Origin of the sequence: Brevundimonas vesicularis, from assembly GCF_027886425.1 — a bacterium.
In the GTDB taxonomy this organism is placed as follows: Bacteria; Pseudomonadota; Alphaproteobacteria; order Caulobacterales; family Caulobacteraceae; genus Brevundimonas; species Brevundimonas vesicularis_C.
On sequence record NZ_CP115671.1, the window covers coordinates 1,219,811 to 1,234,129 of the forward strand.

General features: G+C 67.9%; 16 protein-coding genes. 4 read left to right on the forward strand and 12 right to left on the reverse strand.

From position 1 onward, the window contains the following. Positions 1 to 53: 53 nt before the first annotated feature. From PFY01_RS06080 to xseA, 8 genes are all read right to left on the reverse strand, one after another. Positions 54 to 374 (reverse strand): hypothetical protein, encoded by a 321-nt coding sequence (locus PFY01_RS06080; protein ID WP_165115837.1) that lies wholly within the window; start codon positions 372 to 374, stop codon positions 54 to 56. Next, entirely contained in the window at positions 371 to 1,378 is a 1,008-nt protein-coding gene (locus PFY01_RS06085; RefSeq protein WP_271042802.1) for an adenosine deaminase, read from the reverse strand. The genes PFY01_RS06080 and PFY01_RS06085 overlap by 4 nt, the downstream gene beginning before the upstream one ends. A 36-nt stretch (positions 1,379 to 1,414) precedes the next feature. Further along, complete coding sequence (gene argS / locus PFY01_RS06090) at positions 1,415 to 3,217, reverse strand: arginine--tRNA ligase (RefSeq protein WP_271042803.1); 1,803 nt, start codon at positions 3,215 to 3,217, stop codon at positions 1,415 to 1,417. After that, on the reverse strand, positions 3,217 to 3,903 hold the full coding sequence (locus tag PFY01_RS06095; RefSeq protein WP_271042804.1) for a Tat pathway signal sequence domain protein: 687 nt from the start codon (positions 3,901 to 3,903) through the stop codon (positions 3,217 to 3,219). The genes argS and PFY01_RS06095 overlap by 1 nt, the downstream gene beginning before the upstream one ends. Positions 3,904 to 4,023: 120 nt before the next feature. Further along, positions 4,024 to 4,467 carry a PaaI family thioesterase gene (locus PFY01_RS06100; protein ID WP_271042805.1) on the reverse strand — a complete coding sequence of 148 codons (444 nt, stop codon included), beginning with the start codon at positions 4,465 to 4,467 and terminating at the stop codon, positions 4,024 to 4,026. A gap of 74 nt (positions 4,468 to 4,541) precedes the next feature. Beyond that, the gene (locus PFY01_RS06105; protein WP_153922976.1) at positions 4,542 to 5,108 is read right to left on the reverse strand and encodes a DUF3035 domain-containing protein; all 567 of its coding nucleotides are present in this window, start codon (positions 5,106 to 5,108) and stop codon (positions 4,542 to 4,544) included. Between the two features lie 71 nt (positions 5,109 to 5,179). Beyond that, positions 5,180 to 5,686: a signal peptidase II gene (lspA, locus tag PFY01_RS06110; protein ID WP_055804071.1), complete on the reverse strand. Its 507-nt coding sequence runs from the start codon at positions 5,684 to 5,686 to the stop codon at positions 5,180 to 5,182. Positions 5,687 to 5,750: 64 nt separating this feature from the next. Further along, a complete protein-coding gene (gene xseA / locus PFY01_RS06115) occupies positions 5,751 to 7,346 on the reverse strand; it encodes an exodeoxyribonuclease VII large subunit (RefSeq protein ID WP_271042806.1) in 1,596 nt (531 codons plus the stop codon). A 64-nt stretch (positions 7,347 to 7,410) separates the two neighbouring features. On the opposite strand from xseA, the gene PFY01_RS06120 reads away from it, so the two are divergent. The 3 genes from PFY01_RS06120 (at position 7,411) to purD (ending at position 9,368) form a co-directional block, all read left to right on the forward strand. Then, positions 7,411 to 7,572, forward strand: coding sequence for a hypothetical protein (locus tag PFY01_RS06120; RefSeq protein ID WP_165115848.1), 162 nt, complete (start codon positions 7,411 to 7,413; stop codon positions 7,570 to 7,572). Between the two features lie 16 nt (positions 7,573 to 7,588). Then, positions 7,589 to 8,020 (forward strand): PRC-barrel domain-containing protein, encoded by a 432-nt coding sequence (locus tag PFY01_RS06125; protein WP_174085714.1) that lies wholly within the window; start codon positions 7,589 to 7,591, stop codon positions 8,018 to 8,020. Positions 8,021 to 8,093: 73 nt separating this feature from the next. Beyond that, entirely contained in the window at positions 8,094 to 9,368 is a 1,275-nt protein-coding gene (gene purD, locus PFY01_RS06130) for a phosphoribosylamine--glycine ligase (protein ID WP_271042807.1), read from the forward strand. A gap of 3 nt (positions 9,369 to 9,371) precedes the next feature. Here the strand turns inward: purD and PFY01_RS06135 are convergent, their stop codons facing one another. Next, on the reverse strand, positions 9,372 to 10,022 hold the full coding sequence (locus tag PFY01_RS06135) for a murein L,D-transpeptidase catalytic domain family protein (RefSeq protein ID WP_235551230.1): 651 nt from the start codon (positions 10,020 to 10,022) through the stop codon (positions 9,372 to 9,374). A 156-nt stretch (positions 10,023 to 10,178) separates the two neighbouring features. Here PFY01_RS06135 and PFY01_RS06140 point away from each other — a divergent pair, with 156 nt between their 5' ends. Continuing rightward, positions 10,179 to 11,504: a metal-dependent hydrolase family protein gene (locus tag PFY01_RS06140; protein WP_271042808.1), complete on the forward strand. Its 1,326-nt coding sequence runs from the start codon at positions 10,179 to 10,181 to the stop codon at positions 11,502 to 11,504. On the opposite strand, the gene lpxK is transcribed toward PFY01_RS06140, so the two are convergent. From lpxK to PFY01_RS15570, 3 genes are read right to left on the reverse strand one after another with little or no spacing between them, the layout of a single operon-like run. Continuing rightward, positions 11,489 to 12,505 carry a tetraacyldisaccharide 4'-kinase gene (lpxK, locus tag PFY01_RS06145; RefSeq protein WP_271042809.1) on the reverse strand — a complete coding sequence of 339 codons (1,017 nt, stop codon included), beginning with the start codon at positions 12,503 to 12,505 and terminating at the stop codon, positions 11,489 to 11,491. The genes PFY01_RS06140 and lpxK overlap by 16 nt on opposite strands. Then, positions 12,502 to 13,800 (reverse strand): 3-deoxy-D-manno-octulosonic acid transferase, encoded by a 1,299-nt coding sequence (locus PFY01_RS06150; RefSeq protein ID WP_333780229.1) that lies wholly within the window; start codon positions 13,798 to 13,800, stop codon positions 12,502 to 12,504. Before PFY01_RS06150 ends, lpxK begins: the two co-directional genes overlap by 4 nt. 10 nt (positions 13,801 to 13,810) lie before the next feature. Beyond that, the gene (locus tag PFY01_RS15570) at positions 13,811 to 14,125 is read right to left on the reverse strand and encodes a hypothetical protein (protein ID WP_333780230.1); all 315 of its coding nucleotides are present in this window, start codon (positions 14,123 to 14,125) and stop codon (positions 13,811 to 13,813) included. Positions 14,126 to 14,319 lie beyond the last annotated feature (194 nt).

The window sequence follows — 14,319 nt, forward strand, 5'->3', positions numbered from 1 at the left end:
CCTCTCCATCGCCGGAACATAACAGGAACATGAAGCGATCTAAAGGGCGTCGATCACCAGATGACCAGGCTTATGACGAATGCAGCGAGGAAGGCCGCGGCGAGGACGAAAGCTACCCGCGCGACTTTGACGCAGCGCGTTATGAAGCGGCTCTTATAGTGACGGTGTGCGCCGGAAAAGATCGTCCTGAACGACGGCCCTATGCCGAAGTAAAAGACATTTCTCGAGAAGTCGTAGAAGTCCGGGGTCTTCCGGGGAACGAGCCCGTTTCGCCTTCTGTGGTCGGCCGCGAGATGTGCGCCCATGCTGCTGACCATGCCTGTCGCCAAGCTGAACCAGCCAGCGATGGCCAGAACGGCTTGAGCGGTATTCATCGCTTCGCGTAGGCATCAACCTCAGCCAGGTAGGCCGCCTTCTCCGGCTCGCCCAGGAACGACCCCTCGAAGCTGTTCTTCGCCAGTTGCGTCACCTGATCGCGCGTCAGGCCGACGGCCTCGGCCAACCGGCTGTAGTTGTCGTTCACATATCCCCCAAAATAGGACGGGTCGTCCGAGTTCAGGGTGACGTGCAGGGCCCGCCGCAGCATCTCGGGGACGGGATGGGCCTTCAGATCATCGACCACGCACAGTTTCAGGTTCGACAGAGGGCAGACGGTCAGGGTCATCTGCTCGGCGACCAACCGCTGCACCAGCGCCTCGTCCTCCATGGAGCGATTGCCGTGGTCCATCCGGTCGATGTTCAGCAGGTCCAGCGCCTCGTGCACATAGGCGGGCGGGCCCTCCTCGCCCGCGTGGGCGCACAGTTTTAGGCCCAGCTCACGCGCGGCGGCGAAGACGCGCTGGAACTTGGACGGCGGATGGCCGACCTCCGACGAATCCAGCCCCACGCCGATGAAATGGTGCAGATAGGGTTTGGCCGCCTCCAGCGTCGCGAACGCTTCCTCCTCGGTCAGGTGGCGTAGGAAGCTGAGGATCAGGCCGCTGGACACGCCCAGCTCCGCCTTGGCCCGGTCCATGCCTGCGATCAGCCCCTCGACCACCACGCCGAAGGGCACGCCTCGGTCGGTATGGGTCTGGGGATCGAAGAAGATTTCGGCGTGGCGCACATTATCCGCCGCCGCGCGCTGGAAATAGGCGAAGGCCAGATCCTCGAAATCCCGCCGCGTCAGCAGGACGGCGGCCCCCGCATAGTAGATGTCCAGAAAGTCCTGCAGGTTCGAGAAATCATAGGCCGCCCGCACCGCCTCGACGCTGTCGTAAGGAATGGACACGCCGTTGCGCTGCGCCAGTTCGAACATCAGCTCGGGCTCCAGCGAGCCCTCAATATGCAGGTGCAGTTCGGCCTTGGGCAGGCCGGCGATGTAGGCGTCGAGCGACATGGGCGATCTCCGGGAGGATGTCGCCCCGTCTATACCCTACATCCGCTCCGGCGTGTCGATGCCCAGCAGGTTCAACGCGATTTCCAGCTGGCGCAGAGCCGCCGCCGACAGGGCCAGGCGCGAGCGTTTGGTCGCTTCGTCCGGCGCGATCAGCACGGGGCAGGCGGCGTAGAACTTCGAGAAGGACTGGGCCACCCGATAGGCGTGTTCGGCGACCAGATGCGGCATCCGCTTGTCGTAGGCGTCCGACACGGCCGTCGAGAAGGCGTCCAGCGTCAGGGCCAGATCGCGCTCCGCCGGTTCGGCGATGACGATGGCGCCCGGCGTCAGTCCCTGTTCGGCGGCTTTGCGCAGCAGGGATTTGATGCGGACCGACTGGTAAAGCAGATACGGTCCGGTCTTGCCCTCGAAGCTCATGAAGCGGTCGAGATCGAAGACGTAGCTGGTGGTGCGCGCGTTCGACAGGTCGGCGAACTTCAAGGCCGCGATGGCCACCTTGTGCGCGATGGCCTCGAACTCTTCCGGCGACAGGTCGTCGCCCAGCTTGGCCTCGTGAAGACGCTCGCGCGCCTTTTCGGTCGCCTGATCGATCAGGTCGCGTAGCTTCAACACCCCCCCCGCGCGGGTCTTGAAGGGTTTGCCGTCCTGTCCGTTCATCGTGCCGAAGCCGAGATGCTCCAGAGCGCCCTCTGCGGCGTAACCGGCCAGATAGGCGGCGCGGAAGACCTGTTCGAAATGCTCGGCCTGGCGTTCGTCGACGACATAGAGGGCGAGATCGGGCGACAGGGCCTTCTTGCGGTCCAGGATCGTGGCCAGGTCGGTCGTGCCGTACATGGCCGAGCCTTCCGAGCTGATGACCAGCAGGGGCGGGGGGGACGGGGCCTCGATCACCGAGCCGTCGGCCAGCTTTTTCTTGCGCGTCTCGCCGGGCTTGGCGACGTGGACCACCTGGGCGCCGTCGTCCTCGACCAGCAGGCCGGTCTCTTTCAGATGCGCCAGCATTTCCGGCATCTGCGGATCGGCGTCGCTTTCGCCGTTCCACAGGTCGAAATCGACCGACAGGTCGCCGTATTCGCGCTTCAGCGCCTCGCGGCTGACCGCCACGAAATGCTGCCAGAGCGCGCGGTAGCCGGGACGGCCGTTCTGAAGTTCCGCCGTCGCCTTGCGGGCGCGGTCGCGGAAGGCCGGATCCTCCTTGGCCTTGCCGGCGGCCTGCGGATACAGGCGGTCCAGGTCAGCCAGGGTGACCGGGCTTTCGGCCGGGAAGGGGCCGTCGCCTTCGGCCATGAAGGCCGCGGCCAGGCCCTCGTCGCCGCAGGCGACGATCAGCAGGCCCATCTGGAAGCCCCAGTCGCCGAAATGGGCGTCGCCGGTGACGTGGTCGCCGCGGAAGCGGAACAACCGCTTCAGGCTCTCGCCGATGATGGCGCTGCGCAGATGGCCGACGTGCATCGGCTTGGCGACGTTGGGACCGCCGTAGTCGATGACCACCTGGCGCGGTTCGGCCACAGTCGCGGCGCCCGCGTGGTCTGCGTCGTTCGCCACCTCGGTCGCCCGTTCGGCCAGCAGCGCGTCGGAGAGCTTCAGATTGATGAAGCCGGGTCCCGCCACCTCGACCGAGGCGAAGCGCACGTCCGCGCTCAGCCGCTCGGCGATCTTGCCGGCCAGTTCGCGCGGATTGGCCTTCAGCGCCTTGGCGGCGGCGAGCGCGCCATTGGACTGGAAATCGGCCAGGTCGGGGCGGTCCGACGGGGTAACGCGGGCCAGGGCCGGGTCCACGCCTTCGGCGGCGAAGGCGGCGGCGACCGCTTCGCTGAGGACGGTCTTCAGATCAGACATTATTGGCTCGGTGCGGAGGCAGGCGCGGGGGCGGCCGGCGTCGTGCCGGCGTTGACGCGGAAGCGGCTGCCCGAGCGGTTGAACTCGGCCATTTCCGGCGTCACGTCGAAACCGACCAGGATTTCGAAGTTGCTGCCGCTGGTTTCGATGCCGGCGCGCGGAATGACGATGGTGCGCTTTTCAGTCACCGAGGCGGTGCGCTGGCCTTCGAAGTTCACCGGCAGGTCGAAATATTCCTTGGACAGGATGGCGTTGTTCCGCTCCGTCACCGCAATCCAGTAGCGGTAGGTGCGCTGTTCGCCCGCCGCCTGCGGACCACGGCCCAGGTTGAACAGCACGTCCATGTCGACGCGAATCGGATCAGCCTCGCGATATTCGCAGTCCGAGGAGATACCCTCGATCTCGCCGGTGTAGCCGACATTGGCCACGGCGGCGCGGCCGCCTTCCAGTTCGACGTAACGGGCGGCGTCGTAGAGAATCTTCACATAGGGGCAGGGGCCGGCGTTGGCGCGGCGACGCAGGGGCGCGATGCGCGGCGCGCGCGACGGCGCGGCGTCTTCGCCCGATGCCTGCTGCTGTTGCCCGCTGCGCTCGCGTTGACGCTGGGAAGTCTGGGCCTCGGCGGCGACGGGCAGGACGGAGGCCGCGATGGAGAGGGCGGCCAGGGCGGTGAACACGCGACGCATCAGCTTATTTTTCCGACAGCGAGAGAGGGCGCACGACGATCGGCGGCCGATCATCAACGCTCGCCGCTGATAGCGGCTAAAGCGAGGCGCGGCAAACGCTTGCTGGCCTCGGCGCTCCCCTCAGCGCTCCATGACCAGGCAGGTCGAGGTCGCGGTCGCATAGAGCTTGCCGTCCAGGCCGCGTAGATCGGCCTCCGAGAAGGCCGCGCGGCGACCGGCCTGAACGATCCGACCCTCGGCCCGAACCGGCGTGCCGGCGATCAGCGCCTTGTGAAAAACCGTCTTCAGTTCCAGCGTCGTATAGGTCTGGCCCGGCCGAAGCGTGGAATGCACAACGCAGCCGCAGGCCGAATCGAGCACCGTCGCGATCCAGCCGCCATGAACCGTGCCCAGCGGATTATAGACGGCGGTGGTGGGGATGGCCTCGAACACCACCCGGCCTTCTTCCACTTCGGTCAGTTCGAAGCCGACGGTGCGGGCGATAGGGGCGATGAAGCCGCCCGTCATGCCCAGACGCAGTTGGTCGATCCCGGACAGGGCGGCGATATCGACGGTTTCGGTCATGCAAACGGCTCCTGATTAGGTCCGTTTACAATAAGGACGGACGCTGCCGTGGCAAGCGTCCGTCGTAGCGGTCCTTACAGGCCCGGCAGCTTGAAGCCGTTGCTGCGACGCGGCTGGATCGTGATGGCCTGCTGGCCGCCGGTCAGAGCCTGAAGGCGGGCGGCCTCGGTCGAGGCGTCGATGGTCTTCTGGCCTTCGGCGGTCTGGCGGACCGTCGGCGCCTGGGTCGAGGCGTCGTCCTTGCGCCAGAACATCAGGCGGTTGGCGAAGCTTTCGTCCTTGTGCGCCAGATCGCCGAACTCGTCATCGACGACATAGCGGGCCAGCGGGTCGGCCTGCTCGCCGCCGGCCTGGGCCACCAGGACCTGTTCGCCCGGCGTGCGGGTGACGGCCTGACGCTGACCCAAAAGGATCTGACGCGCGGCGCTTTCGGGGGCCAGTTCCTGCGGGCGCGGCTGGCCGGGCGCGGGCGGACGCAGGCCGTATTCCGGCGGAATGCTGAGCGGGGCGGTCGAGACGGTCACGAACTCGTCCGGCACGACCTTGGTCAGGCCGATGCCCTGTTTGATGCTGCCGCAGGCCGAGACGGCGAGCGCGGAGGAGGCGACGAGGGTCAGGACGGCGACACTGCGGATACGCATGGTTTCAGGCTCTGGTCGGCTGATGCAGGAAGCGCCGCGATGGCGCAGTCGGCATAGTGAAGACGGGGTGATTACGACTTTTCGACGGCCGCGCCAACCTTGGCGGGTTTGTCAGACACCAGACTGTCGATGATCAGTAGCACGACGCCGATGGTGATGGCGCTGTCGGCGACGTTGAACACCCAGGGAAAGACGCCGGTGCCCGAGAAGTCGATGAAGTCGACCACATAGCCGAAGCGGATCCGGTCGATCACATTGCCCAGCGCCCCGCCCATGACGAAACCGATTGCGGTGATCAGCAGGCGTCGGTTCGATTGCGTCGCCCACCAGGCCAGGCCGGCCGAGACGACGATGGAGAAGATGGCCAGGCCCCAGCGCGCTTCGCCGCCGCCGAACAGGCCGAAGCTGACGCCGGTGTTCTCGACCCAGCTGAAGTTGAGGATCGGCGGGAAGACGGGGATGCGGCCGACTTCCTGCAGCGACAGGCCGCTGATGATCCAGGCCTTGGTCAGCTGATCCAGAACGATGATCAGGAGGGCGAACACATAGGCGGTGACGGCGAGGCGCGTGATCTTCATGCGGCGCCGTTAGCAGGAAGCGGCGCCGGGGCGAAGCGGAAAACGCGGATCCTATCCGGCGCCGTCAGAACAGGCTGCCCTGATCGGCGGCGATCTGCTTCGGCTTGGCCGCCGGACGCGGCGGGGACGGACGGAATTCGCCGCCGTCGATCGTCGCCGGCTGAACACCGTCGCCGAACACCAGCTTGACGGCCTGACCCGCCTCCAGCGCCTTGGCCGAGGTGATCCAGGCGCCGTCTGAATCTTCCACACGGGCGAAGCCGGGCTTGGGACGTCCGGGGTCCAGGGTCGTCAGCGCGCGAGACAGCGCCGCCAAGCGATCGGCGTCCCGCTCCAGCCGGCGTGGCAAGACTCCGTCCAGTCGCGCGCCGACGGCTTCGAGCCGCGCCTGACGCTGGTCCAGCCGTCGATGCAGCGGTTCGGGCGACAGCCGCCCAGAGACCTGCAACAGCCGCCGCTCGCCGCGCGCCACTCCGGCCTGAAGCGCCGCGCCCAGCCGATCGCGCGCGCCGCGCAGCCGATCCTGACCTCGCTCGATCCGCGTGCGCAGCAGGGCCGGGCTCAGCTTGCCGCCCGTCACCGCCAGATGCCGCTCGTGCAGGGCGACGTTGCGTTGCAGCCCCGAACCGAGGCGGCTCGACACATGGTCCAGCCGCTGCTGCGCCAGGGCCAGCAGGTCCTCCGGCCGCGCCGGCAGGCCGCGCGTCACCGCCCGCAGGCGTGTGCGTCGATCCTCGATCAGCCGTCCGCCCGCTTGCACCATGCGCCGGTCCATGTCGGCGACGGCGTAGCGCAGGTCCGCCAGCACGGGCGTCGCCATTTCGGCCGCGCCCGTCGGGGTCGGCGCCCGACGATCCGAGACGAAGTCGATCAGGGTGGTGTCGGTCTCGTGCCCCACGGCCGAGATGATCGGAATGCGCGCCGCCGCCACGGTCCGCGCCAGGCCTTCGTCGTTGAAGCACCACAGGTCCTCGACCGACCCGCCGCCGCGCGCGACGATCAGCAGGTCGGGGCGGGGGATCGGCCCGTCGGCGGTCATCCCGTCAAAACCGCGAATGGCGTTCGACACCTGACCGCAGGCCGATTCGCCCTGAACGACCACAGGCCAGACTATGACGCGACAAGGCCAGCGTTCCGCGATCCGGTGCAGCACGTCGCGGATCACCGCGCCGGTCGGGCTGGTGATCACGCCGATGGTCGCGGGAAAGGCGGGCAGGGGCTTCTTACGCCCGGGTTCGAAAAGCCCTTCCTCACGCAGGCGGACCTTCAGCCGCTCCAACTGGGCCAGCAGGGCGCCGGCGCCAGCCGCCTCCATGCTCTCAATCACGATCTGATAGGAGGACCGCGCCGGATAGGAGGTGATCTTGCCGGTGACGATGACCTCCAGCCCCGCTTCGGGCTGAACGCCCAGGCCGCGCACCGACCCCTTCCACACCACGCCGTCGATGGCCGACTTGTCGTCCTTCAGTGTCAGATAGATGTGGCCCGAGGCGTGGCGATTGACCTTGGAGACCTCGCCGCGCAGCCGCACGTGGCCAAACCGGTCTTCCAGCGTGCGCTTCAGCGCGAACGACAGTTCCGAGATCGACAGGGGCGGATTGTTGTCGCGCGGGGCAGGGACCTCGGCCGGGCCTTCGAATACGTAGGAGTCGTCGCTCATGAAGACATCCTAGCCTGCGTCGATCCGCCCGGGAACGCTGCGCGCGCCCTGCCGTTCGACTTTCATGGCCGCCGACCCGCCCGGAACCGATCCTTCTGACCGTGACCCGCACGAGCGCGATCTGTCGCGCCGCGCCGGGGGCGGCGGGGCCATGAGCCCGTGGCTGATAATCGGCTGCATCATTCTGCTGGGCCTGGGCGTCTATGTCGTCTCGGCCCTGCTCTAATGCCCAAGGAGGCCGTATGAACCGCTTCGTCCCGCTCGCCGCCATTCTTTGCCTGACCGGCGGCGTCGTCGCCTGCTCGGATCGCGACGACGATGTGGTCCAGGCCCCTGCGCCGGGCGCAGCGCCCGTGGCCTTGCCGGATCAACAGGCGGATGCCGCCGCCTCGAACGCCGCCTTGGCCTTCAACATGACCCGCGATCAGCTGGAGGATGCAGACCTGTATTCGCGCGCCAACGTCGATCTGGGCGATGTCGAAACCCTGGTGCTGGACGCTTCAGGCGCCCTGACCCATCTGGTGATCGAGCTGGAAGGGCCTGGCGACATGAAGGTGTTGGTTCCGGTCGCGGACGTGTCTCCGATCGACCGCAACGGCGACCGGGATCTGGTCACCGATCTGACGCCCGGTCAGCTTCAAGCCCTGCCGGCCTGGACCCCGCAAGCGCGCTGATTGGACGCTGAATGCGGCGTTAAGTCTGACGGGCGCTTGACCGGCCGGCGCCGGCCGGTCATTGCCCGATCTCATGAACATTCTTCTCGTCGGATCGGGCGGCCGCGAACACGCCCTGGCCTGGAAGATCGCCCAGTCGCCGCTGGTCACGCGCCTGGTCGCGGCGCCCGGCAACCCTGGCATCGAGAAGTTGTGCGAGCTGCGCGCCGTCAAGGCGGACGACGCCGACGGCCTGGCAGCCCTGGCCAGAGAGATCAAAGCCGACCTGGTCGTTGTGGGGCCCGAGGTAGCGCTGGCCGCCGGTCTGGCTGACCGCCTGGCCTCAGCCGGCATCCCCTGCTTCGGGCCGACCGCCAAGGCGGCGCAGTTGGAAACCTCGAAGGCCTTTTCGAAGGGCTTCCTCGAACGTCACGAGATCCCCACCGCCGGCTACGGCGTCTATGACACGGTCAAGGACGCCAAGGCGGCGCTGGACGTGTTCCGGCCGCCCTATGTGATCAAGGCCGATGGCCTGGCCGCCGGCAAGGGCGTGGCCATCAGCCCCGACCGCCCCGACGCCGAGGCCGAAATCGAGCGCATGCTGGGCGGCCGGTTCGGTGCGGCCGGCGCTCGCGTCGTGATCGAGGAGTTCATGGACGGCGAGGAGGGCTCGCTGTTCGCCCTGTGCGACGGTCAACGCGCCCTGCTGTTCGGCGGCGCCCAGGACCACAAGCGCGCCTTCGACGGCGACCTTGGCCCCAACACCGGCGGCATGGGCGCCTATTCGCCCGCGCCCGTCTTCACCCCCGAGGTGGTGCAGCAGGCCGACGCGCTGATCGTCCAGCCGACGATCCGCAAGATGGCCGAAGAGGGCGCGCCCTATCGCGGCGTCCTCTACGCCGGCCTGATGGCGACCGAGGACGGCCCCAAGGTGGTCGAGTTCAACGCCCGCTTCGGCGACCCGGAATGCCAGGTGCTGATGATGCGGATGGCGGGCGACATCGTCCCCTATCTGCTGGGCTGCGCGCGCGGCGACGTCTCGGGACTGGCTTCGCCCGCCTTCAAGCCTCAGACGGTGATCTGCGTGGTTATGGCCGCTAAGGGCTATCCCGACAGCCCGCTGGAAGGCTCGATCATCCGCGGCGCCGATCAGGACTTCGGCCCTCATGTCCAGGTCTTCCACGCCGGGACCAAGCGCCGCGACGACGGCTTGCTGGCCGCCTCGGGCGGGCGCGTCCTGAACGTCTGCGCCGAGGGCGACGACATCGCCCAGGCCCGCGAACGCGCCTATGGCGCCATCCGCAAGATCGACTGGCCGGGCGGCTTCAACCGCTCCGACATCGGCTGGCGGGCCCTGGACCGGGGCTGAAGCCTAGGCTGCAGCGAACAACAGTCGGCCTTCGCCCATGCGCTCGCGCAAGGCCGGCAGGTCGGTGTGGGCGACCGAGAAACAGCCGTAGCTGCGACCCAGCTTGCCTTCGCGCGCCAGGAAGTCGGGATCGGCATAGTCGGCGCCGTGGATGATGATGGCCCGCTCGCGCGCCTTGTCATTGGTGTATTCCAGCCCGTCCAGCAGCACGTTCGGCCCCTGTTGCGCGCCCCAGTTGGCGCCCGCCGTCGCATAGGCGCCGATCGAGGACATGTTGGAATCCGGCGTGTTGGAAAAGCGCTGGGCATAGCCGGTGTGGCTGGGGTCCGATCCCCGACCGTGGCAGGTACGCAGCACCTTCACTTCACCCGCGATCAGGTCGACTTCGTACAGCCGCTCCTCGCCCGAGAACTTCTGGAAGTCGACCAGATACATCCGGTCACGCAGAGGCAGGCGGTGATGATGGGTGTCCAGCGCGGTCATGGCGCGCTCCATCAGTTCCTTGCGAACGTGACCACGTGGATCCAGCGGCGGCGGCGTCAGGGCGGAGGTCTGGACCGTGGGCAGACCGACCTGCGGCATGGCGATCGGAGTCCCGTTCTGAGCCGTCGTCAGCGGCGCCGTAGCGCTCGCACTGGCGCATCCCGCCAGCATGGCCGATCCGCCCAGAATAAGTCCTCGTCTCGATAGCCGCATGCGACGCCCTCGTTGCGGTTGGTCTTGAGGCGTGTTTGTTTCAGCTGGTTACGGGCGAGGCAACCTGAGCCTTGTGGGGCATTTTTGCGGCCGACGCGTCGCGGGGAGAGATCAATGAAACGTTTCGGAATCGCGCTGGCGGCGCTGATGGCGTCGGCGGTAAGCGCTCACGCGCAGCAAACCCCCACGGCCACAGGCGTTTCGACGCAACCTAACACAACGTTCGTTGAAGCCGGAAGGTTGCTTGCGGATCCGTCGAACGGCGTTGTGCAACGCGATAAAACTCTCGTGATCAGAGGGAACCAGGTCGTCGAAGTGCGTGACGGCTTTGTCGGCGACGCTTCGCAAGGCAAGGTCGTGGACCTGCGCCAGGCCTTTGTCCTGCCCGGCCTGATCGACAGCCACGTCCATTTGACGAGCCAGCAAAACCCGAACGCACGCCTCGAAGAGGTGACCCTTTCGGACGCGGACCAGGCGATGGTCGGCGCCCGCTACGCGCGTCGCACACTGATGGCCGGCTTTACGACGGTGGCGGATCTGGGCGCCTCGAACCAAGCCATCTTCGCACTGCGGAACGCTGTCAGGAACGGCGACGTGCCGGGACCGCGCATCATTGCGGCGGGGTCGTCGGTGTCGATCCACGGCGGGCATGGCGACATAAACGGCTATCGCGAGGACGTCATGCACCTGCTGTCGTCCGAAAGCATCTGCTCGGGACCTGAGGACTGCATGCGGGCCGTGCGCACCCAGGTTCGCGCCGGCGCCGACATCATCAAGATCACCGCGACGGGCGGCGTGCTGTCCAATACCGCCGCCGGCCTGAACCAGCAGTTCAGCGACGACGAACTGGCCGCCATCGTCGGCAGCGCCCACCGCATGGGCCGCCAGGTGACGGCGCACGCCCACGGGGTGGACGGCATCAACGCCTTCCTGCGGGCCGGCGGCGATTCCATCGAGCACGGGACCTATCTGGACGATCAGTCGATCCGCCTGTTCAAGTCGAACGGCGCTTGGCTGATCCCGACCCTGCTGGCTGGGGATTTTGTGGCGCGCATCGCCTCGGGACCCGACAACTTCTTCACGCCCGCCCAGACAGCCAAGGCGCTGGAAGCCGGCCCCAAGATGCTGGACATGGCGCGCCGCGCGCATGAGGGCGGGGTCAAGATCGCCTTCGGCACCGACTCGGGCGTTTCGGCCCACGGCGACAACGCTCAGGAGTTCGCGCTTCTGGTCCGCGCCGGCCTGAGCCCGCTTGAGGCCATCCAGGCCGCCACCGTCGGCGCCGCCGAGCACCTGCGCATCGCCAATGAGGCCGGGAAGATCGCCGTGGGCATGCCCGCCGACATCGTCGCCGTATCGGGCGATCCGCTGACGGACGTGACCGAGCTGGAGCGGATGAAGTTCGTGATGAAGTCCGGCGTGGTCTATCGCGCCGATTGAATCCTGTCGTTCAGGAAGGCGGCGAAAGCCGCCTCGTCCTCGAACCGGGCGACGACCGGCCAGGCGACGACGTCCTTGCGCTGCTCGGGCGTCAGCCGGACCCAGTCCTTCTCCGTCGTGACCAGGCCGGCGTCGAACACAGCCGCCCGGTCGGTCAGGAACGTCATGTCAGCGTCGCTATAGGCCGCGTGGTCGGGAAAGGGGGCGAAGTCGACCAGGTCGCAGCCCGCCGCCTTCAGCGACCGCTCGACCTTCCAGGGCTTGGCGATGCCGGCGAACCCGACCTGGGGCCCCGACGGCGGGGGGGCCTCGGGCGTCAGGCGCGCTACGAAGACGGGCAGGGCGCCGAAGACCGCCAGCAGTTCGGGATCGGCCTCTTCGACATCGGTCGGCAGCATGACCACCACGGCGTCGGCGCGCGCCAACCCGGCCTTCAGCGGCTCGCGCATCGGACCCGACGGAAAGACCGAACCGTCCCCGAACGGCCATTCGTGACCGCGCGTCTCGCCGTCCACGACGATCAGGCTGACGGTCTTTTTCAGGGCCGGGTTCTGATGGCCGTCGTCCAGCACCAGAGCCTGCGCCCCCTCCGCGACGGCGGCCTTGGCGCCCGCGACGCGATCGCGCGCGATCCAGACCGGCGACCCTTGCGCCAGCATCAGCGGCTCGTCCCCGACATCGTCGGCCGTATGGATTTGAGGATCGACCCGGACCGGCCCTTCCAGCCGCCCGCCATAACCGCGCGACAGACCTTGCGCCTCTACCCCCGCCGCCCGCAGCAGCCGCAGGGTTTCGCGCGCGACCGGCGTCTTGCCCGATCCGCCGACCGTCAGATTGCCGACCGAAACGATCGCGCAGCCGGGGTCGGCGGGCACCGTCTTGGCGATCCGACGCGCCGTCACGGCGGCCCAGATCCAGCCCAGCGGTTTCAGCGCCGTGCGTGTCATCCGGGCGTGGTTGCTGTCGCGCACATACCACCAGCGCGGCGTGTTCATCTTCATCGCCGGTCCTGCCTCTGCGGCATCAGCGGCGACAGCAGCGCCCACAGTCGCTCCAGCCCGCCTCCAGCCTCGACCGCCGCGCGACGCCCGCGCTCGCCCATGGCCTTGGCCGCGTTCAGGTCTTCCAGCAGGGGCTCGATCACGCCGGGTAGGTCGGACGGCGCCTGAACCAGGGCCAGGCCCCCCGCCTCGACCAGGGCCGCCGTCACCGGCGCCCAGTTGGATGCATCTGGTCCCGTGATCGTCGGCTTGCCCAGCCGCGCCGGCTCCAGCGGATTATGCCCGCCGACGGGCGGCAGGCCGATGGCGGGCGCGAACGAGCCGCCCATCACCACCACATCGGCGAGGCGCAGGAACAGGCCCATCTCGTTCAGGGTGTCGGCCAGATAGATGTCGGTGTCCGGCCCGATCGTCTCGCCGTGCGAACGCATGGCGAAGGCGTAGCCGTCGCGTTGCAGGGCCTGGGCGATGTGCGCCCCCCGCTCGGGATGGCGTGGCGTCAGAATCAGGCAGACTCGCTCGCTCAGATGGTCCAGCGCGCGCACGATGGCGATCTCTTCGCCCTCATGGGTGCTGGCGGCGACGATCACCGGCCGGTCGCCGATGGCGGCGCTTAGACGGCTGAAGGCGGCGGGATCTTGCGGTAGGGCCTCTCCCGACAGTTTCAGGTTCACTAGCCCGTCGATCCGCGCGCCCATGCCCTCCAGACGCTGGGCCGAGACCGCATCCTGCGGCAAGACCAGATCAAAGGCGCTGGTCAGCGCCCGCGCCGAGGCCGGAAACCGCGCCCAGCCCTCCACCGTCTTCTCCGTGATCCGGGCGCTGACCAGGGCCAGTTTCACGCCCCGCCGTTTCGCCTCAAGCAGCAGGTTCGGCCACAGTTCGCTCTCGACGAAGACCGCCAGGCTTGGCCGCCAATGGTCCAGGAACCGCTCGACCACGCCGGGCGCATCGACCGGCGCATATTGGTGGATCACGCCTGCCGGCAGCCGTTCAGCCAGAATATGCGCCGAGGTCACGGTGCTGGAGGTGACCAGAACGGTCAGATCGGGACGCGCCTTCGTCAGCCGCTCGACCACGGGCAGCAGCGACAGGCTCTCGCCGACACTGACGCCGTGCAGCCAGACCAGATCACCTTCGGGGCGCTCGGTGCGGGTGAAGCCCATCCGCTCGTCCACCCGCACCGGGTCATCCTTGCCCCGCCTGGCGCGCGCATCCAGCAGGCGCGGGGCCAGCGGCTCCAGCGCGCGCGTCGCCAGCCGATAGGCGATCAGCGGCAGCGGCAGCGGCGTCACGGCTGCGTCCTCACGGTTTCAGGCCCGTGATCGCATCGGCCCGCGCCTCGACGGCGTTCAGCCGCGCGGCCCAGTCTTGGCGGACGTGATCCAGGTCGTCACCGGTCGGATAATCGGCGATGTCCCAGACGATGGCGCCTTTGGCGAAGGGCAGGGGCAGAATCGCGCGGTCCCAGCTGTTCAGCCGGATGGCCGGATTGCACGACATGCCGATGAACAGGGTCGGCGCCTTTGAGATCTTGGCCATCATCGGCAAGCCCTCGGCCATCTGGCGCGCCGGGCCGCGCGGACCGTCCGGCGTAATGGCCAGAGCGCCGATCTTCAACTGACGCAGGCCCGCCCGCAGCGCCTGCGATCCGCCCTTGTCCCGGTCCGCCTTGTCCTTGTTCGACGACGAACCGCGAAGGAAAGCCTTGGCGAGCCACGGCCTTTGCGATGAACTGACCGTCCGCCGACAGGGAAATCAACGCCTTGGCCGGCTGCGCTCGGTTCAGCGGCCAACACGCCGGCGACAGGCCG